The sequence below is a fragment of the Acidovorax sp. FJL06 genome (assembly GCF_003852545.1).
Lineage (GTDB): Bacteria > Pseudomonadota > Gammaproteobacteria > Burkholderiales > Burkholderiaceae_C > Acidovorax.
This window is the reverse complement of the sequence record NZ_QAJR01000010.1, coordinates 215,025-233,723: the sequence shown is the minus strand read 5'-3', so window position 1 is coordinate 233,723 and position 18,699 is coordinate 215,025. Positions and strand designations below refer to the sequence as shown.

The following is an 18,699-nucleotide window of genomic DNA, read 5'->3' as shown; positions in this document are numbered from 1 at the left end:
TTGACGACGTATTGCCAACCGGCGTCCCCGCCATCAAAAGTGGCTGTGGCGTCCCCATCGAACACTCACTCGACTCTCCGATGCTTGCCTTTATATTGCGCCGCCTGATCCAGGCTGTGATTGTCATGATCACGGTGGCCTTCATCTCCTTCATGCTGTTCCAGTTTGTGGGAGATCCTGTGGTGTTCCTGCTGGGCCAGGATGCCACCCCCGAACAGATCCGCGAGCTGCGCAGCGCGCTCGGCCTGGACAAATCCTTCTTCGTGCAGTTCTGGCATTTCCTGGTGAATGCGGCGCAGGGCGAATTCGGCCTGAGTCTGCGCCAGGGGGCCAAGGTGTCGCGCCTGATCGCAGAGCGCTTCCCGGCCACGCTGGAGCTGGCCCTGGTGGCCGCGATGCTGGCCCTGGTGATCGGCGTCCCCATGGGCGTGTATGCCGCCCTCAAGCGTGGGACCTTCACCAGCCAGCTGTTCATGACGCTGTCGCTGCTGGGGGTGTCCCTGCCGACCTTCCTGATCGGTATCTTGCTGATCCTGGTCTTTGCCGTGACGCTGGGCTGGTTCCCGAGCTTCGGGCGCGGCGAGGTGGTGCAGATGGGTTGGTGGAGCACCGGCCTGCTCAAGGCCAAGGGCTGGCACCACATCATCCTGCCGGCCGTGACCTTGGCCATCTTCCAGCTCACGCTGATCATGCGCCTGGTGCGCGCCGAGATGCTGGAGGTGCTGCGCACCGACTACATCAAGTTTGCCCGGGCGCGCGGTCTGTCCAACCGGGCCATCCATTTTGGCCATGCGCTCAAGAACACGCTGGTGCCCGTGATGACCATCACCGGCCTGCAGCTCGGTGGCCTGATCGCCTTCGCCATCATCACCGAGACGGTGTTCCAGTGGCCGGGCATGGGCCTCTTGTTCATCCAGGCTGTGACCTTTGCCGACATCCCCGTGATGGCGGCCTACCTCTGCCTGATCGCCCTGATCTTTGTGGTGATCAACCTGGTGGTGGACCTGTTGTACTTTGCGGTGGACCCCCGCCTGCGCGTTGGCAAGGCGGGAGGCCACTGATGCAGGCGCCTCGCCTGAAAGCGGGTGGACGGGCCTTTGCGCACATCGCGCAGTTCCACCCCGAGTTGACGGCACTGCGGCGTGACCTGCACACCCATCCCGAGCTGGGTTTTGAGGAGGTCTACACCAGCCAACGGGTGAAAGAGGCCCTGAAGCTCTGCGGCGTGGACGAGATCCATGACGGCATCGGGCGCACGGGCGTTGTGGGCGTGATCCGGGGGCGCAGCACCTCCAGTGGCAGCATGGTGGGCCTGCGGGCCGACATGGACGCGCTGCCGCTCACCGAGCACAACGACTTCTCCTGGAAGTCGTGCAAGCCCGGCCTCATGCACGGCTGCGGTCACGACGGCCACACTGCCATGCTGGTGGGCGCGGCCCGCTACCTGGCCGAAACCCGCAACTTCGACGGCACGGCCGTGCTGGTGTTCCAGCCGGGTGAAGAAGGCTTTGCAGGCGCGCGCGTGATGATGGAGGACGGCCTGTTCGACCGCTTCCCGGTGCAGTCCATCTATGCCATGCACAACTGGCCGGCAATGAAGCCGGGCATGGTCGGCATCAACGCCGGCCCCATGATGGCGGCGGCCGATCGCTTCACCATCGAGGTCACCGGACGTGGCGGCCACGGGGCCCATGCCTACCAGACGGTGGACGTGGTCGTGGTGGCCGCGCACATCATCACGGCGGCGCAAAGCATCGTCTCGCGCAATGTGCGCCCCATCGAGAGCGCCGTGGTCAGCCTGTGCGCGGTGCAGGCGGGCGACCTGGGCGCGTTCAGCGTGCTGCCCGGCACGGCCACGCTGGTGGGCACCGTGCGCACCTTCGATCCGCAGGTGCAGGAAATGGTGGAAAAGCGCCTCAAGGAGCTGTGCAACGCCATCGCCCTGGGCTTTGGCGCCACGGCCACGGTGCACTACGAACGCATCTACCCGGCCACGATCAACAGCGAAAGCGAAGCTCTCTTTGCTGGCGATGTGGCCGAATCGCTGGTGGGTGCAGACCATGTCGTGCGCGACCTGGAGCCCAGCATGGGCGCCGAGGACTTTTCCTTCATGCTGCAGGACAAGCCCGGCGCTTACCTGCGCCTCGGCCAGGGCACCGGTGCCAGCGGCAGTGCGCTGCACAACAGCCGCTACGACTTCAACGACGACATCCTGCCGCTGGGCTCCGCGTTGCACGCGGGCCTGATCGAGCAATCCATGCCGCTGCCAATGCCCTGAGGCCTGCCAGCCCCATGTGCCCCATTTGTCCCGTTTCGCATCCCACGGAAGACCCCCTTTCGCCCCCTTTCCACTACGAGGAGATTTCCATGAAATTCCAGAAGAAAGTTGCCCTTAGCGTGTTGTTTGCTGCCATGGCAGCGGCCAGCCTGGTTGCCAATGCGCAGACCATCCGGGTTGCCAACCAGGGCGATTCGCTCTCCATGGACCCGCACTCTCTCAACGAATCGCTGCAACTGAGCGTGACCGGCAACGTGTACGAGCCCCTGGTCGGCCGCAACAAGGACCTGAGCCTGGCGCCCGCGTTGGCCACGGCCTGGAAGCAGACCTCGCCCACCGTGTGGCGCTTCGAACTGCGCAAGGGCGTGCAGTTCCATGACGGCACGCCTTTCACGGCCGACGACGTGGTGTTCAGCTTCGCGCGCACCCAGGTGGAAGGCTCCGACATGAAGAGCTACACCAACGACTTCAAGGAAGTGCGCAAGATTGACGACCACACGATCGAGATCGAAACCAAGACGCCTTTCCCCATCCTGCCCGACGTGGTCTCGCTCGTGTACATGATGAGCAAGAAGTGGTGCGAGACCAACCAGGCCACCGTGCCCGTGGACCGCCGCAAGGGCATCGAGAACGCCGCCTCGTTCCGTGCCAACGGCACGGGCCCGTTCCGCCTGCGCGAGCGCCAGCCCAACGTGCGCTCGGTGTTCGTGCGCAACGGCAGCTACTGGGGCAAGATCGACGGCAATGCCACCGAAGTGGTGTTCACCCCCATCGGCAACGACGCCACGCGCGTGGCGGCCCTGCTGTCGGGTGAAGTGGACGTGATGGAGCCCGTGCCCGTGCAGGACATCGACCGCGTGAACGGCGGCGCCAACACCCGCGCCATCACCGGCCCCGAGCTGCGCACCATCTTCCTGGGCATGGACCAAAAGCGCGACGAGCTGCTGTATTCCAACGTCAAGGGCAAGAACCCCTTCAAGGACAAGCGCGTGCGCCAGGCCTTCTACCAGGCCATCGACATCGAGGGCATCAAGAAGACCGTGATGCGCGGCGCCTCCAACCCCTCGGCCCTGCTGGTCGGCCCCGGCATCAACGGTTTCCAGCCCGATGCCAAGCGCCTGCCCTACGACGTGGAAGCCGCCAAGAAGCTGATGGCCGAAGCCGGCTACCCCAACGGCTTTGAAGTGGCCATGAACTGCCCGAACGACCGCTACGTGAACGACGGCCGCATCTGCCAGACCGTGGCCGCCAACCTGTCGCGCATCAACGTCAAGATCAACCTGCAGGCCGAAACCAAGGGCACCTACTTCCCCAAGATCCTGCGCCGCGACACCAGCTTCTACATGCTGGGCTGGACGCCCGCCACCTACGACTCGCACAACGCGCTCAACGCCCTGGTGCGTTGCGTGGACGACAAGGGGTCCGGCCAGTTCAACCTGGGCTCCTACTGCAACCCCAAGGTGGACGAGCTGACGCTCAAGATCCAGTCGGAGACCGACAAGGCCAAGCGCAACACCATGATCAAGGAAGCGTTCGACCTGCACGCCGCCGACGTGGGCCACATCCCGCTGCACCAGCAGGCCCTGGCCTGGGGCGTGAACAAGAACGTGAAGCTCGTGCAGCTGGCCGACAACTTCATGCCCTTCAAATGGATGAGCATCAGCAAGTAAGCCAGAAAGTCCGTACGCAGATCGCACAGAAGAAAAGAGAGAACGACCGGTTCTTTTGAAAGTTCACACCACCGCCGGGCCGCTACCCGGGCCTTGCGGTGGTGTTTGTTTACTGGTTCCCACAATGAAAACAACCCTTGCCCGCTGGCTCGACAGCGATGTCGGCTACAGCTTTCGCACCTCGCCCATGGCGATGCTCGCCGCCGCGATTGCCCTGATCTGCGTGTTCTGTTCGGTGTTTGCCGGATGGGTCGCGCCCCACAACCCGTTTGACCTGACCACGCTGGAGCTGAGCGACGCCCGCCTGCCCCCCGCCTGGAGCGAATTGGGCTCCATGAAATACCCCCTGGGCACCGACGACCAGGGCCGTGACATCCTCTCCGCCCTCATCTATGGGGCGCGCATCTCGCTCGTGGTGGGCCTGGCCTCCGTGGTGCTCTCGGTGCTGGTGGGTGTGGCCTTTGGCCTGCTCGCGGGCTTCAAGGGCGGCTGGATCGACGCCGTGCTCATGCGCCTGTGCGATGTGATGCTGTCCTTTCCCGCCATCCTGGTGGCGCTGCTGATTGCCGGCGTGGGCCGTGCGCTGTTTCCCAACGCCCACGAATCGCTGGCTTTTGGCGTGCTCATCATCTCCATCTCGCTCACCGGCTGGGTGCAGTACGCGCGCACCGTGCGCGGCTCCACCCTGGTCGAGCGCAACAAGGAATACGTGCAGGCCGCCCGTGTCACGGGCGTCTCGCCGCTGCGCATCATGCGCAAGCATGTGCTGCCCAACGTCATGGGCCCCGTGATGGTGCTCGCCACCATCCAGGTGGCCACGGCCATCATCACCGAGGCCACGCTGTCCTTCCTGGGGGTGGGCGCGCCGCCCACATCGCCCTCGCTGGGCACGCTGATCCGCATCGGTAACGACTACCTGTTCTCGGGCGAGTGGTGGATCACCGTCTTCCCCGGCGCCATGCTGGTGCTGATTGCCCTGTCGGTGAACCTGCTGGGCGACTGGCTGCGTGATGCCCTGAACCCACGCTTGCGTTGAACCAGAAGAAGTGACGACCCCATGAGCCTCCTAGAAGTCAAAAACCTCGTTGTCGAATTTCCGGGCCGCCGCGGCACCCTGCGCGCCCTGGACGACATTTCCTTTTCCATCGCACCCGGCGAGATCCTGGGCGTGGTGGGAGAGTCCGGCGCTGGCAAATCCCTCACCGGCGCGGCCATCATCGGCCTGCTGGAGCCACCAGGCCGCGTGGCCTCGGGCCAGATCCTGCTGGAAGGCCAGCGCATCGACAACCTCGGCAACGAGGAAATGCGCCACATCCGCGGCCGCCGCATCGGCGCGATCTTCCAGGACCCGCTGACCTCGCTGAACCCGCTGTACACCGTGGGCCGCCAGCTCACCGAGACCATCCTGGCCCACCTGCCGGTCAACGCCGCAGAGGCGCGCCAGCGGGCCATCCAGCTGCTCAAGGACACCGGCATTCCGGCGGCCGAGGAGCGCATCGACCACTACCCGCACCAGTTCTCCGGCGGCATGCGCCAGCGTGTGGTGATCGCCCTGGCCCTGGCGGCCGAGCCCAAGCTCATCGTGGCCGACGAGCCCACCACGGCGCTCGATGTGTCCATCCAGGCGCAGATCATCACGCTGCTGAAAAACATCTGCAAATCCCGCGGCGCGGCCGTGATGCTGATCACCCACGACATGGGCGTGATCGCCGAGACCTGCGACCGCGTGGCCGTGCTCTATGCCGGACGCGTGGCCGAGATCGGCCCGGTGCACGACGTGATCAACAAGCCCTCGCACCCCTACACCAGCGGCCTCATGGCCTCCATCCCCGACATGGAGCAGGACCGCGAGCGCCTGAACCAGATCGACGGCGCCATGCCCCGCCTGAACGCCATCCCCAAGGGCTGCGCCTACAACCCCCGCTGCCCCAACACCTTTGACCGTTGCATGACCGAACGCCCTGAACTGATGCCAGCGGGCTCCACCCGTGCCGCCTGCTGGCTGCACGCCGGTGCGTCCACAACCACCCACGCTGCCACGAAAGCCGGGGTGACCGCATGAGCGCCGCCGCAACCACCCCCTCCGCACCCGTGAAGGGCAAGGCCCTGGTGCAGGCCCACGACCTGGCCAAGACCTTCGACGTGTCGGCCCCCTGGCTCAACCGCGTGATCGAACGCAAGCCCCGCACCCTGCTGCACGCGGTGGACGGTGTGAGCTTCGAGATCGAGAAGGGCAAGACCCTGGCCCTGGTGGGCGAGTCCGGCTGCGGCAAGAGCACCGTGGCCCGTTTGCTGGTGGGCCTGTACGAGCCCACGCGCGGCGGCCTCACGTTTGATGGCCAGGACGCGCACGCCGCCTTCAAGGGCAATGACGCGCAGGCCATGCGCCGCCGCATCCAGATGATCTTTCAGGACCCGTACGCGAGCCTGAACCCGCGCTGGCTGGTGGAAGACATCATCGGCGAGCCGCTCAAGGAGCACGGTCTCATCACCGACAAGGCCGAGCTCAAGCAGCGCGTGGGCGAGCTGCTCCAGTCGGTGGGCCTGTCGCCGCTGGACATGGTCAAGTACCCGCACCAGTTCTCCGGCGGCCAGCGCCAGCGCATCTCCATCGCGCGCGCCCTGGCGACCGAGCCCGAGTTCCTGGTCTGCGACGAGCCCACCTCGGCGCTCGACGTGTCGGTGCAGGCCCAGGTGCTCAACATCATGAAGGACCTGCAGCGCGAGCGGCACCTGACCTACCTGTTCATCAGCCACAACCTCGCCGTGGTGCGCCACGTGAGCGACCAGGTGGGCGTGATGTACCTGGGCCGCCTGGTGGAGCTGGCGGACAAGCACACGCTGTTTGACACCCCGCGCCACCCCTACACGCGCATGCTGCTCGATGCCATCCCCAAGATGCACGACACCGGCAAGGCGCGCACCCCCGTGCAGGGCGAAGTGCCCAACCCGCTGAACCCGCCGCCGGGCTGCGCGTTCAACCCCCGCTGCCCGCATGTGAACGACCGCTGCCGCACCGAGCGGCCCCAGCTCAAGAGCATTGGCGGCATCCGCATTGCGTGCCACGCGGTGGAGGAGGGGCGGATTTGAGCCTGCGCGGGTTGTGACCCACGAGCAATGGGCGCCAGACAGGGCGCCCATTGTTTTTTTTAACTCCTGAATTGATAGCGGTTTGCGCTTGTCCAGTAAGCGCTCAAGGCTTAAAGCGCTTGAAACTCACGCATACCGCTTGGCCCGCAGGTTGTCCTTCATCTGCTGCAGGATCGGTTGCAGCGGGCTGCCGATGCGCAGCGCCACGCAGGTCGCCAGCACGTCGATGATGAGCAGGTGCATGAGCCGCGACACCATGGGGCTGTAGCGGTCGTAGCCCTCGGGGTGGTCGGCGGCCAGGTGGATCTGGCAGGTGCTGGCCAGGGGCGAGCCGCTGGCGGTGATGACGATGGTCGTGGCGCCGTTGCGGCGGGCGATGTCGGCGGCGTCCATCAGGTCGCGGGTGCGGCCCGAGTTGGAGATGATCACCGCGCAGTCGCCGGGGCCCAGCAGGGTGGCGCTCATCACCTGCATGTGGCCGTCGCTGGTGGCGATGGACGTGACGCCCAGGCGGAAGAACTTGTGCTGCGCGTCCTGCGCCACGATGCCCGAATTGCCCACGCCGTAGAACTCGATGCGCTTGCCCGTCTTCCAGGTGGCGGCAATGGCCTCGGCCGCGCGTTCGATGGCCACGGTGCTGGCAGCGTTGCGGTATTGCAGAAAGGCGGCCACGGCGTTGTCCACCACCTTCACGAGCACGTCGCCGGTCTTGTCATCGGCGTCCACGCTGCGGTGGATGAAGGGCACGCCTTCGCTCACGCTGCCCGCGAGCTTGAGCTTGAAGTCGGCCAGCCCGTCATAGCCCATGCTGCGGCAAAAGCGCACCACCGTGGGCTTGCTCACATGCGCGCGCTCGGCCAGTTCGCGCACCGGCAAGCGGGCAAAGGTGCGGGGGTCGGCCAGCACCAGCTTGGCCACACGCTGCTCAGCGGGGGCCAGTGACGAGAGCGAAGCGGTAATGCGGTCAAGCATGGGGGCAGGTTTCCTGGTGGAGGCGGCGGTAGAGAAGGAAATGGTAACTGCGTTTCATTTTTGGTGGCTTATGAGTTACCAGGAGTGCGGCTGCGCCCTGCGTGTTATCCCGATGGCCGGGGCCGTGGGCCGGACCTAGGATGGCCTGTAACTACACTGTCATATTTCAACGAAAGCAACCCTGATGCGCACGCTCACCAAGAACACCCTGGCGGCCACCACCTTGGCCCTGCTGGCCTCTGGCGCCTTCGCGCAAGGCCAGGTCAACATCATCTGTTCGGTGCAGGCCGAGTGGTGCAACCTGATGTCCACCGTGTACTCCAAGACCACGGGCACCAAGGTCAACATGACGGCCAAGGGCTCGGGCGAGGCGCTGGCGCAGCTCAACGCAGAGAAGGCCAACCCCAAGACCGACATCTGGTTTGGCGGCACGGGCGATCCGCACCTGCAGGCGGCGGAGCAGGGCCTCACGCTCGAATACAAATCGCCGCAGCTCGCGCAGCTCTACCCCTGGGCGCAGAAGCAGGCGGCCGATTCCAAGTACCGCACCGTGGGCGTGTACCTGGGCCCACTGGGCTTTGGCTACAACACGGAGCTGCTGGCCAAGCGCAAGCTGAAAGCCCCGCAGTCCTGGGCCGACCTGCTCAAGCCCGAGTTCAAGGGCGAGGTGCAGATGGCCAACCCCGCATCGAGCGGCACGGCCTACACCATGATCGCCACGCTGGTGCAGATCATGGGCGAGGAAAAAGCGTTTGACTACCTCAAGGCCCTGCATCCCAACGTGAGCACCTACACGCGTTCGGGCACCGCACCGGTCAAGGCCGCAGCGCGCGGCGAGACCACCATCTCGGTGAGCTTCGTGCACGACGTGACCACCGAAGCGGTCAACGGCTTTCCCGTGGGCTCGGTCACGCCGTCCGAAGGCACGGGGGCCGAGGTGGGCTCCATGAGCATCGTCAAGAACGGCCCCAACACCGAGGCGGCCAAGAAGTTCTATGAATGGGCGCTCACGCCCGGCGGCCAGCAGTTTGGCCTGGCGGCCAAGCAGTTCCAGCTGCCCAGCAACACGCAGGTGCCCAAGGACCCGCGCATGACCGACCCCGCCAAGATGAAGCTCATCAACTACGACTATGCCAAGTACGGCGCCAGCGCCGAGCGCCGTCGCCTGATTGCGCGCTGGGAGAAAGAAGTCCAGAACGCGGCGCGCTGATGGTGGCCGCGACGGATGCGATGGGGGGCTCCCCCTGGCGGGCGGGCACGGCCAACCGGCCCCTCTGGGCCTGGGTGCTGATCGGGGTGCTGGGCTACCTGCTGCTGCCCTGGTATGCGCAGCAGGACGCTAACGGCCTGCTGGCCGTGGGCCAGGTGTTTGGGGCCGAGCAGGCGGCCAATGGCCTGTGGCAGGCGGCACAGTTCGGCCGACCCTGGCTGTGGCTGGGCCTGGTGGGTCTGGTCATGGCTGGGGTGGGTGCGGCTTTGCCCGCAGGCCGCAGGCAGGGCGCCGTGCTGGTGGCGGGTGGTGCATTGGGATTGGTTGCCCTGCTGCTCAGCGGCTTTGCAATCGGCGCGCGGGGCTGGGCCTTTGACTGGATGAACACCAGCCTGGGCGAGCTGGGCGCTCGCCAACCGGGCATGGGCTGGGGCGGCTTTGTGGTGCTGTCGGCGCTGCTGGTGTTGATGGCATTTGGCATTGCGCGGCGCGGCTTTTTCAAGGGCGATTTGTTTGTGGCCGCCGCTGTGCTGGGCTGCGGCAGCCTGCTGGCACTGTTCATCGTGTTCCCGGTGCTCAAGGCGCTGTTGGCCGCGTTCTTTCTGGAAGACGGCCCGTTCTCGCTGGGGGTGATGTGGGAGCGCATTGCCCACGAGCGCAACTTTGGCCTGGCCTGCCTGGGTGGCGGCCAGCGTTGTGGCGTGGCGTGGAACACGCTGTTCCTCGGCCTCATGACGGCCACCAGCACCACGCTCCTGGGCACCTTCATGGCGCTGATGGCCGAGCGCGCCTCGCGCCGCTATGCCCGGCCACTCAGCATCGTGGCGCTGCTGCCCATCATCACGCCGCCCTTTGTGGTGGGCCTGGGGCTCATCCTGCTGTTTGGCCGTGCGGGCGTGTTCAACCAGTTTCTCGAATACGCGTTTGGCATCACGCCCACACGCTGGTTCTACGGCTGGCTGGGGGTGTGGGTGGCGCAGACCTTTGCGTTCACGCCCATCGCCTTCATGATCATGCGCGGCGTGGTGCAGGGCGTGGCGCCCAGTCTGGAAGAGGCCGCGCAGACGCTGCGCGCCAGCCCGCACCAGACCTTCATGACCGTCACGCTGCCGCTGCTCAAGCCCGGCCTGGCCAATGCCTTCCTGGTGGGCTTCATCGAAAGCATGGCCGACTTCGGCAACCCCATCGTGGTGGGCGGGCAGTTCTCGGTGCTCTCCACCGAGATCTTCTTCGCCATCGTGGGCGCGCAGTACGACCAGGGGCGTGCGGCGTCGCTGGCGTGGATTCTCACGTTCTTCGCGCTCACAGTGTTTGCGATCCAGCGCGGCCTGCTGGGCCGGCAGAACTTCACCACCGTCTCGGGCAAGGGCGATGCGGGCATTGCCATGCCGCTGCCCACGGGCGTGCGGCGCGTGGTGCATTCCATCGCGCTGCCCTGGATGGCGTTCACGCTCATCGTCTACCTGTTCGCGCTGGCGGGCGGTTTTGTGCAGACCTGGGGGCGCGACTACACCATCACGCTCGCGCACTTTCGCACCGCGTTCAGCGTGGAGTGGGGCGAGTTTGGCGTGGTGTGGGCGGGCACGGCCTGGAACTCGTTTTTCACCACCCTCAAGCTCGCGGCCATCTCGGCGCCACTCACGGCCACGTTGGGCATCGGCATTGCCTGGCTGCTGGCGCGCACCGAGTTCCGGGGGCAGGGCGCGTTCGAGTTCTCGGCCTTGCTGGCCTTCGCGATCCCGGGCACGGTGCTGGGCGTGAGCTACATCCTGGCCTTCAACGTGCCGCCGTTCGAGCTGACGGGCACGGCGCTGATCATTGTGCTGTGCTTCATGTTCCGCAACTTGCCGGTGGGCGTGCGGGCGGGCACGGCGGCGTTCAAGCAGCTCGATCGTTCGCTGGATGAAGCGTCCGTCATGCTGCGCGCAGGCAGCGTGCAGACGCTGCGCCACGTGGTGCTGCCGCTGCTCAAGCCCGCGCTGGTGGCCGCGCTGGTCTATAGCTTCGTGCGCGCCATCACCACCGTGAGCGCGGTGATCTTCCTCGTCACGGCCGAGAACGAGCTGGCCACCACCTACATCATCGGCCGGGTGGGCAATGGCGACTATGGTGTGGCGCTGGCGTACTGCACGGTGCTCATCATCCTCATGTCCGCTTCCATTGGCCTGATTCAGCTGCTGGTGGGCGAGCGCAAGCTGGGGCGGCGCGGGGCTGCCCCCGCTGCGCACGGATGACCCCTTTCAAGAACAAAGAAGACACGCCATGAACCACAGCGGCGCGGGCATTGTGTTCCGCAACATCACCAAACGCTACGGCACCGACCGCAGTGCGGCCCTGGCCGTCAAAGGCATCAGTTTTGAGGTGCCGCGCGGCACGCTCACCACCATCCTCGGGCCCTCGGGCTGCGGCAAGACCACGACCTTGCGCATGATCGCGGGGCTGGAGTCGCCCACGGCGGGCGAGATCTTCATCGGTGGCAAGGACGTGACCACGCTCGGCCCCGCGCAGCGCAACGTGAGCATGATGTTTCAGAGCTATGCGCTGTTCCCGCACATGAACGTGGTGGAGAACGTGATGTATGGCCTGCGCATGTCGGGCCAGGCCAAGGACGCTGCGCGCGCCAAGGCCGTGGAAGCCCTGCGCGGCGTGGGCCTGGTGGGGTATGACGACCGCCTGCCCAGCGAACTGTCGGGCGGACAGCAGCAGCGCGTGGCCCTGGCGCGCGCGCTGGTGCTGGAGCCCGAGGTGCTGCTGTTCGACGAGCCGCTGTCCAACCTCGACGCCCGCCTGCGCCGCGAGATGCGCGAGGAGATCCGCGCGCTGCAGCAGCGGCTGTCGCTCACGGTGGCCTATGTCACGCACGACCAGGCCGAGGCCATGGCCGTGAGCGACCAGATCATCGTGATGAACCAGGGGCTGATTGCGCAGAAGGGCTCGCCGCGCGACCTGTACGAAACGCCGCGCAGCGAGTTTGTGGCGGGCTTCATGGGCGAGGCCCTGCTGTTCCCGGCCTCGGCGCAGGCCGACGGCACGGTGTCCCTGGGGCCCTTGCTGCTGCGGCCGCGCACGGCGGTGCGCAGTGGCCCGGTGAAGGTGGCGGTGCGGCCCGAGGCCTGGCGCATCACCCGCCAGGGCGAGGGGCTGCTGCCCGCGCGGCTGGCCAAGTCGGCCTATCTGGGCGCGGTGCATGAATACACCTTCGAGACGGCGCTGGGCGGCATCTTCGTGGTGTCGGCCGACCTGGACGATGTGCTGGCCGTGGGCGACCAAGTGCTGCTCGGCCTGGGCGTGCACGGGGTATCGGTGGTGGGCGGTACCGATGGCGCCTTGGCCGATGCGGAATAATGGCGCCATGAACCAACTCGACGCCCTCAAACAGTTCACCACCGTGGTTGCCGACACCGGCGACTTCAAGCAACTGGCGCAGTTCCAGCCCCAGGATGCCACCACCAATCCCTCGCTGATCCTCAAGGCTGTGCAAAAGCCCGAGTACGCGCCGCTGCTGCAAGACACCGTGGCGCAGTTCAAGGGCCGCGCAATGGACGAGATCATCGACCGCCTGCTGGTGCGTTTTGGCCGCGAAATCCTGGCCACTATCCCGGGCCGTGTTTCCACCGAAGTGGATGCCCGCCTGAGCTTTGACACCAGCGCCACCGTGACCCGCGCCGAACGCATCATCGAGCTGTACCAGGCCGAAGGCATCCACATCGACCGCGTGCTCATCAAGATCGCCTCCACCTGGGAGGGCATCCAGGCCGCCGAGCAGCTGGAGCGCAAGGGCATCCACACCAACCTCACGCTGCTGTTCTCGTTTGCCCAGGCCGTGGCCTGCGGCGATGCCAAGGTGCAGCTGATCTCGCCCTTTGTGGGCCGCATCTACGACTGGTACAAGAAGCAGGCCGGTGCGGGCTGGGACGAAGCCGCGCGCAGCGGTGCCAACGACCCCGGTGTGCAGTCGGTCACGCAGATCTACCACCACTACAAGCGCTTTGGCATCGCTACCGAGGTGATGGGTGCGAGCTTCCGCAACGTGGGCCAGATCACGGCGCTGGCGGGCTGTGACCTGCTGACCATTGCCCCCGAGCTGCTGGCCCAGCTGGCCGCGAGCGATGCCCCGCTGCAGCCCGCGCTCAATGCCGAGGCGGCACGCCAGCTGGACCTGCCGGCTGTGCACTACGACGAGGCCGGTTTCCGCTACGCACTCAATGAAGACGCCATGGCCACGGAGAAGCTGGCCGAAGGCATCCGCGCCTTTGCGGCCGATGCGGTGAAGCTGGAAAAGCTGATTCTTGCGGCCTGAAGTGAAGCACCCCCTGAGGCGCTTCGCGCCTTCCCCCTCTCTCGACTCGCTGCGCGATTCGGGAGGGGGACGCCCCCGGTGCGGCGGGGCGGCCCTTGCACGGGGGCGCTGGCTGGGGCCGCGCCGGTTTCATCTGCTGCGGGTGGCGCGCGCTGCGCCAGGGATAACTGATACCGATGGGCATTCAAAAAGAGAAAACCGTTCGGACTCAATCCGAACGGTTCTTGTGGATTGAACACAGACGGGTATGAGCCGCTGGCCGGATCCGCCTCGGCCTTGCAAACAAAAGCGCCTTGCGGGGCGCTTTTGTTTTTTGCGCTATGGCAGCGGGATCTTGAGGCCCACGCGCAGGCCGTGCGGCACCAGGGGTTCGGCAATGGTCTGGCCGCCGTGCCGCTGGGCAATGCCCTTGACGATGGACAGGCCCAGGCCGCAGCCCCCGGCCTTGTCGGAGCCGCGCCAGAAGCGCGCAAACAGATCGGTGAGGTGTTCGGGGGGCACGCCCGGGCCGTCGTCCTCCACGGCCAGCAGGGCCTTGCGGCCCGGCGCCGTGGACACCCGCACCGTGACGGTGGCGTCTGGCCCTGCGTAGTGCAGCGCGTTGTCGATGAGGTTGTTGAGCGCCTCGCGCAGCAGAAGGGGTTGGCCTTGCACGGTGAGCTGCTCGTCGCCTTCATAGCCCAGGTCCATGCCCTGCGCCAGGGCGCGGGCGGCCCATTCTCGGGCCACCTCGCGGGCCAGGGCGGCCAGGTCGATGGTCTGCAGGTCCACGGTGGACTCGGAGCGCGCCAGCTGCAGCAGCTGGTGCACCAGGTGGGCGCTGCGCTGTGCGGCCGACAGCACCTTGTGCAGGCGCGCCTGTACGGCGGGCTCGTGGCTTTCGTGCAGGGCCAGCTCGGTCTGGCCGATCAGCCCCGCCAGCGGCGTGCGCAGCTGGTGCGCGGCGTCGTTCAGAAAACGCTTTTCCTTCTGCTGGCCCCGGGCCACCGCATCGAGCAGGCGGTTGATGGTGCTGGCGAGCGAATGCACCTCCTGCGGGGCCGAGGTCAGCTCAATGGGGGGCAGGGGGTTGCTGGTGCCATGGGGGCGAGCACCGGCCTGCTCGATCTGCGCCTCCAGGCGCTTCAGGGGCTGCAGCCCGCGCAACACGCCCGCATACACCAGTGCGCTCAGCGCCAGCCCCATCAGGCCCATGGGGATCAGCATTTGCGCCAGCAGCTCCTGGGCAATGCGCTCGCGCACCGTGAGGCTCTGGGCCACCTGCACGCGCAGGCGCTGGCGCGTCTGGGCTGTGCCGTAGTCCACGTCCAGCAGGGCCACACGCACGGGCTTGTCGTCCACCCGCGCCTGGTACAGAAACGCTTCGCCCACGGCCACATCGACCGGCGGTGGCGGGGGGAGCTGGGCGTTGCCCAGCAGGAAGCGGCCGGGGGGCGAGGACACCATGTAGGTGATGCGGTCGGCCGGGTCCTGCTCCAGGATGTCCTGCGCGGCCTTCGGAAAGTCCACCAGCAGCCCGTCGCCAATCGGCTTGATCTGCCGCGCCAGCGCGCGCACCGACTGCGTCAGCGTCTGGTCGATGCCTTTTTCGCCGTTCTGCAGCGCGATGCGCCAGGCCAGAAACCCGCCGGAGAGCCACAGCACCAGCTGCGGCAGCAGCAGCCACAGCAGCAGCTTGCGCTGCAGGGAAACGCCGGGAACGTGGCGCATGTCAGCCGCCCAGCGCAAAGTGCGTCAGAGGGGGGCTCTCTCGCATCACGGCTTCTCCAGCATGTAGCCCAGGCCGCGGATGTTGCGGATCACCAGGTTGGACGGGTCGAGCTTCTTGCGCAGCCGGTGCACATACACCTCCAGGGCGTTGGAGTTGAGTGGCGCCGCCGTGGTTTGCCCGGGCTCGGGCGGGCTGGCGCGCCAGGCGGCGAGCACATCGTCGCGGGTGACCACTTCGCCGCAGCGGTGCACCAGCAGCTCCAGCAGCTCCCACTCGCGCTGGGTGAGGTCGAGCAGGTCGCCGTTGAGTGCCGCCGCATGGCTGGCGTGGTCCAGCACCAGGGGGCCGATGGTGGTGCTGGCGCCGCCCGCGGCGCTGCTGGCCTGCGTGAAGGCGGGCTGCCGGGCGCGGCGCAGCATGGCCTGCAGGCGGGCCTGCAGCTCCTGCATGTTGAAGGGCTTGGTGAGGTAGTCGTCGGCCCCGGCGTTGAGCCCAAGCACGCGGTCTTCCACGCCGTCGCGGGCCGTCAGGATCAGCACCGGCAGGCCCGCAATGTGCGTGCGCGCCCAGGTGAGCAGCTCCATGCCATCGGCGCCGGGCAGCCCCAGGTCCAGGATGATGCCGTCCACCGCCTGGGCCTGCAAAAGGGCCATGGCCTGCGGCACGCTGCTGGCCGTGCACACGCTGTAATCGAGTTGCTGGAGCTGGCCGGTGAGTGCGTCGAGCAGGAGGGCGTCGTCTTCGACAATAAGTAGCGTGGCCATGGATTGAGCATATCAAAGCCCCTTGCGGCGGCCCCTGTGTGGGCCTTCTGCGACTCTCAGGGAAAGCCCTGAGAGTTAAATTAATTATTGTAATTAAAGTACCGACTGCGCTGGATGCCACCGGGTTCGCGGCGCAGCAACGGATTCAAAACAACGTCGAGGAGACAAGGGTATGTGGAAGATGACAAAGACCGCCGCGCTGGCGGTGGGCCTGGCGGCTGCGATGTCGGCCAGCGCGGGGGAGGTCGAGGTCCTGCACTACTGGACTTCGGGCGGCGAGGCCAAGTCGGCCGCCGAGCTCAAGAAGATCATGCAGGGCAAGGGCCACACCTGGCGCGACTTTGCCGTGGCCGGCGGCGGTGGCGACAGCGCCATGACGGTGCTCAAGAGCCGTGTGATCTCGGGCAACCCGCCCTCGGCGGCCCAGGTCAAGGGCCCGGCCATCCAGGAATGGGCCTCCGAAGGCGTGCTGGCCAACGTGGACGCACTGGCCAAGGCCGAAAAGTGGGACGAGGTGCTGCCCAAGGTCGTGGCCGACGTGATGAAGTACAAGGGCAGCTACGTGGCGGCCCCCGTCAACGTGCACCGCGTGAACTGGCTGTGGGCCAGCTCCGAAGCCCTGAAGAAGGCCGGCGTGGCCGCCATGCCCAAGACCTGGGACGAGTTCTTTGCTGCCGCCGACAAGCTCAAGGCGGCCGGCCTGGTGCCCGTGGCCCATGGCGGCCAGAACTGGCAGGACTTCACCACCTTTGAATCCGTGGTGCTGGGCGTGGGCGGTGCCAAGTTCTACCAGGACGCGCTGGTCAAGCTCGACGACAAGGCGCTGAACAGCGACACCATGAAGAAGTCGCTCGAAACCTTCCGCCGCATCAAGACCTACACCGACGCCGGCGCTCCCGGCCGCGACTGGAACCTGGCCACGGCCATGCTGATCCAGGGCAAGGCGGGCTTCCAGCTCATGGGCGACTGGGCCAAGGGCGAGTTCATTGCGGCGGGCAAGGCCCCGGGCAAGGACTTCCTGTGCGCCGCGGCGCCGGGCACGGCCGCGTCGTTCACCTTCAACGTGGACTCGTTCATCCTGTTCAAGCTCAAGGACGCTGCGGCCCAGAAGGCCCAGAGCGACCTGGCCGGCGCCATCATGAGCCCCGAGTTCCAGGAGGTGTTCAACCTGAACAAGGGCTCCATCCCCGTGCGGGCGGGCCAGAAGATGGACAAGTTCGACGACTGTGCCAAGGCCTCGGCCAAGGATTTTGCCGACACCGCCAAGAGCGGTGGCCTGGTGCCCAGCGTGGCCCACGGCATGGCGATTGCACCCGCCACCGAAGGGGCGATCAAGGACGTTGTCAGCCAGTTCTGGAATGACGACAAGGTGAGCGTCGCCGACGCCATGAAGAAGATCGCGACCGCCGCGAAGACCAAATAAACCACCACTGAGGGATCCCATCATGATGAAAAGAAACCGCCTCACGGCGGTGGCTTTGGCCGCCGCATGCGCGAATGGCGCCTTTGCTATGGACGTAGCAGGCTTTGAGTTCAACGGTTACTCGCGGGGCGGCCCGGTGTTCAACCACTCCGATGGCGTCAAGGGCAACCTGGCGCTCGGCGGCGACCTGCAGAAGTTCCGCCTGGGCAACGAGGGCGACAACGGCATCGAAGTCAACTTTGCGCGCACCTTTGAAGCGGGCGGCGTGAAGTGGAAGGTGAACTACATGCCCGCCAAGTGGGGCAGTGGCGACATCGGCACCGAGCAGGCCTATGTGGAGATGAGCGGCCTCTCGTTCTCCCCCGAGGCCAAGTTCTGGGCCGGCCAGCGCCGCCTGCGCATCCAGGACGTGCACATCGTGGACTACTTCCTGATGAACTACGGCGACAACCAGGGCGCGGGCGTGACCGACATTCCCCTGGGCGGCGCCAAGCTGGGCGTGGGCGTCTTCACGGGCGACAAGTTCGACAGCCACCTGCCCAGCAACGTGAAGGCGCACCGCGTCAATGCCGACATCTCCGAGATCAACACCAACCCCGGCGGCAAGCTGCGGGTGCTGCTGACCGCCGTGGGCGGCAGCGGCCAGGTGGGCGGGGGCTCGGGTTCGGGCATCTCGGTGTCGCACAACCAGTCGGATTTCATGGTGAAAGGCCTGAGCAACGCGCTGTTCCTGCAGACCTCGCGTGGCCATGCCCGCATCGACGGCGAGTTCGAGTCCATCGACGGCAAGGGCGCGGGCAAGACCGCCACGCGCATCGCGGACGCGATCAACTGGCAGAGCGGGCCCTTTGGCGGCCAGGCATTGATTGCCTACCAGACCAACAAGGCCGACATCACCGGCGTGCAGACCAAGGACTTCTCGCTGGGCGGCCGTGGCTCGTACGCCTTCACCAAGAACTTCAAGGGCCTGGCCGAGGTGTCTACCACCACGCGCAAGGGCACGGGGCCGGACCAGCGCCTGAGCAAGGTGACCCTGGCGGGTGCGCTGGCCCTGAACGAAGACTTCTGGTCGCGCCCCGAGCTGCGCCTGTATGTGACCAAGGCCAACTGGAACCAGGCGGCGGCGGTGGCCAACGCGGGCAGCTTTGGCGCCAATGGCAAGACCTCGCGCACGCTGGTGGGCGTGCAGTACGAGGTGTGGTGGTAAGCGGGAGCGAGTGAGAAAGCGAGTGAGTTTGAGGTAAACACTTTGTTCATTGGGGGGTGCTCGGTGCGCACCCC

Annotated in this window: 15 protein-coding genes; 12 read left to right on the top strand and 3 right to left on the bottom strand. The window is 66.4% G+C overall.

Annotation, left to right across the window (positions count from 1 at the left end):
• The first annotated feature begins 80 nt into the window (after positions 1-80).
• The 6 genes from DBV10_RS06550 to DBV10_RS06525 all read left to right on the top strand — a co-directional run bounded on the left by DBV10_RS06550 (position 81) and on the right by DBV10_RS06525 (position 7,038).
• Positions 81-1,061, top strand: a complete 981-nt coding sequence (locus tag DBV10_RS06550; protein WP_124511774.1) for an ABC transporter permease — start codon at positions 81-83, stop codon at positions 1,059-1,061.
• A complete protein-coding gene (locus tag DBV10_RS06545) occupies positions 1,061-2,278 on the top strand; it encodes a M20 aminoacylase family protein (protein WP_124511772.1) in 1,218 nt (405 codons plus the stop codon). The genes DBV10_RS06550 and DBV10_RS06545 overlap by 1 nt, the downstream gene beginning before the upstream one ends.
• 89 nt (positions 2,279-2,367) lie before the next feature.
• Positions 2,368-3,948: an ABC transporter substrate-binding protein gene (locus DBV10_RS06540; RefSeq protein WP_124511770.1), complete on the top strand. Its 1,581-nt coding sequence runs from the start codon at positions 2,368-2,370 to the stop codon at positions 3,946-3,948.
• A 124-nt stretch (positions 3,949-4,072) separates the two neighbouring features.
• On the top strand, positions 4,073-4,984 hold the full coding sequence (locus DBV10_RS06535) for an ABC transporter permease (RefSeq protein ID WP_124511768.1): 912 nt from the start codon (positions 4,073-4,075) through the stop codon (positions 4,982-4,984).
• A gap of 21 nt (positions 4,985-5,005) precedes the next feature.
• Positions 5,006-6,010, top strand: coding sequence for an ABC transporter ATP-binding protein (locus tag DBV10_RS06530; RefSeq protein ID WP_124511766.1), 1,005 nt, complete (start codon positions 5,006-5,008; stop codon positions 6,008-6,010).
• The gene (locus DBV10_RS06525) at positions 6,007-7,038 is read left to right on the top strand and encodes an ABC transporter ATP-binding protein (protein ID WP_124511764.1); all 1,032 of its coding nucleotides are present in this window, start codon (positions 6,007-6,009) and stop codon (positions 7,036-7,038) included. Before DBV10_RS06530 ends, DBV10_RS06525 begins: the two co-directional genes overlap by 4 nt.
• 126 nt (positions 7,039-7,164) lie before the next feature.
• Here DBV10_RS06525 and DBV10_RS06520 read toward each other — a convergent pair whose 3' ends face one another.
• The gene (locus DBV10_RS06520; RefSeq protein ID WP_124511762.1) at positions 7,165-8,010 is read right to left on the bottom strand and encodes a MurR/RpiR family transcriptional regulator; all 846 of its coding nucleotides are present in this window, start codon (positions 8,008-8,010) and stop codon (positions 7,165-7,167) included.
• A 184-nt stretch (positions 8,011-8,194) separates the two neighbouring features.
• Between DBV10_RS06520 and DBV10_RS06515 the strand changes: the two genes are divergently transcribed.
• Genes DBV10_RS06515 through tal form a run of 4 tightly spaced genes read left to right on the top strand, consistent with a single transcriptional unit; the run spans position 8,195 to position 13,520 of the window.
• Positions 8,195-9,220 (top strand): ABC transporter substrate-binding protein, encoded by a 1,026-nt coding sequence (locus tag DBV10_RS06515; RefSeq protein ID WP_124511760.1) that lies wholly within the window; start codon positions 8,195-8,197, stop codon positions 9,218-9,220.
• Positions 9,220-11,454 (top strand): iron ABC transporter permease, encoded by a 2,235-nt coding sequence (locus tag DBV10_RS06510; RefSeq protein WP_233589822.1) that lies wholly within the window; start codon positions 9,220-9,222, stop codon positions 11,452-11,454. The genes DBV10_RS06515 and DBV10_RS06510 overlap by 1 nt, the downstream gene beginning before the upstream one ends.
• Positions 11,455-11,482: 28 nt before the next feature.
• Positions 11,483-12,565 carry an ABC transporter ATP-binding protein gene (locus tag DBV10_RS06505; RefSeq protein WP_124511758.1) on the top strand — a complete coding sequence of 361 codons (1,083 nt, stop codon included), beginning with the start codon at positions 11,483-11,485 and terminating at the stop codon, positions 12,563-12,565.
• A 7-nt stretch (positions 12,566-12,572) separates the two neighbouring features.
• Complete coding sequence (tal, locus tag DBV10_RS06500) at positions 12,573-13,520, top strand: transaldolase (protein ID WP_124511756.1); 948 nt, start codon at positions 12,573-12,575, stop codon at positions 13,518-13,520.
• 318 nt (positions 13,521-13,838) lie between these two features.
• Here the strand turns inward: tal and DBV10_RS06495 are convergent, their stop codons facing one another.
• Entirely contained in the window at positions 13,839-15,230 is a 1,392-nt protein-coding gene (locus DBV10_RS06495; protein WP_124511754.1) for a sensor histidine kinase, read from the bottom strand.
• Positions 15,231-15,275: 45 nt separating this feature from the next.
• Positions 15,276-15,995 carry a response regulator transcription factor gene (locus DBV10_RS06490; protein WP_124511752.1) on the bottom strand — a complete coding sequence of 240 codons (720 nt, stop codon included), beginning with the start codon at positions 15,993-15,995 and terminating at the stop codon, positions 15,276-15,278.
• Between the two features lie 172 nt (positions 15,996-16,167).
• On the opposite strand from DBV10_RS06490, the gene DBV10_RS06485 reads away from it, so the two are divergent.
• Together DBV10_RS06485 and DBV10_RS06480 are read left to right on the top strand one after the other, a co-directional pair.
• Positions 16,168-17,418 carry an ABC transporter substrate-binding protein gene (locus tag DBV10_RS06485; protein WP_124511750.1) on the top strand — a complete coding sequence of 417 codons (1,251 nt, stop codon included), beginning with the start codon at positions 16,168-16,170 and terminating at the stop codon, positions 17,416-17,418.
• A gap of 88 nt (positions 17,419-17,506) precedes the next feature.
• Positions 17,507-18,625: a carbohydrate porin gene (locus tag DBV10_RS06480; protein WP_124511832.1), complete on the top strand. Its 1,119-nt coding sequence runs from the start codon at positions 17,507-17,509 to the stop codon at positions 18,623-18,625.
• The last annotated feature ends 74 nt before the right edge of the window (positions 18,626-18,699 follow it).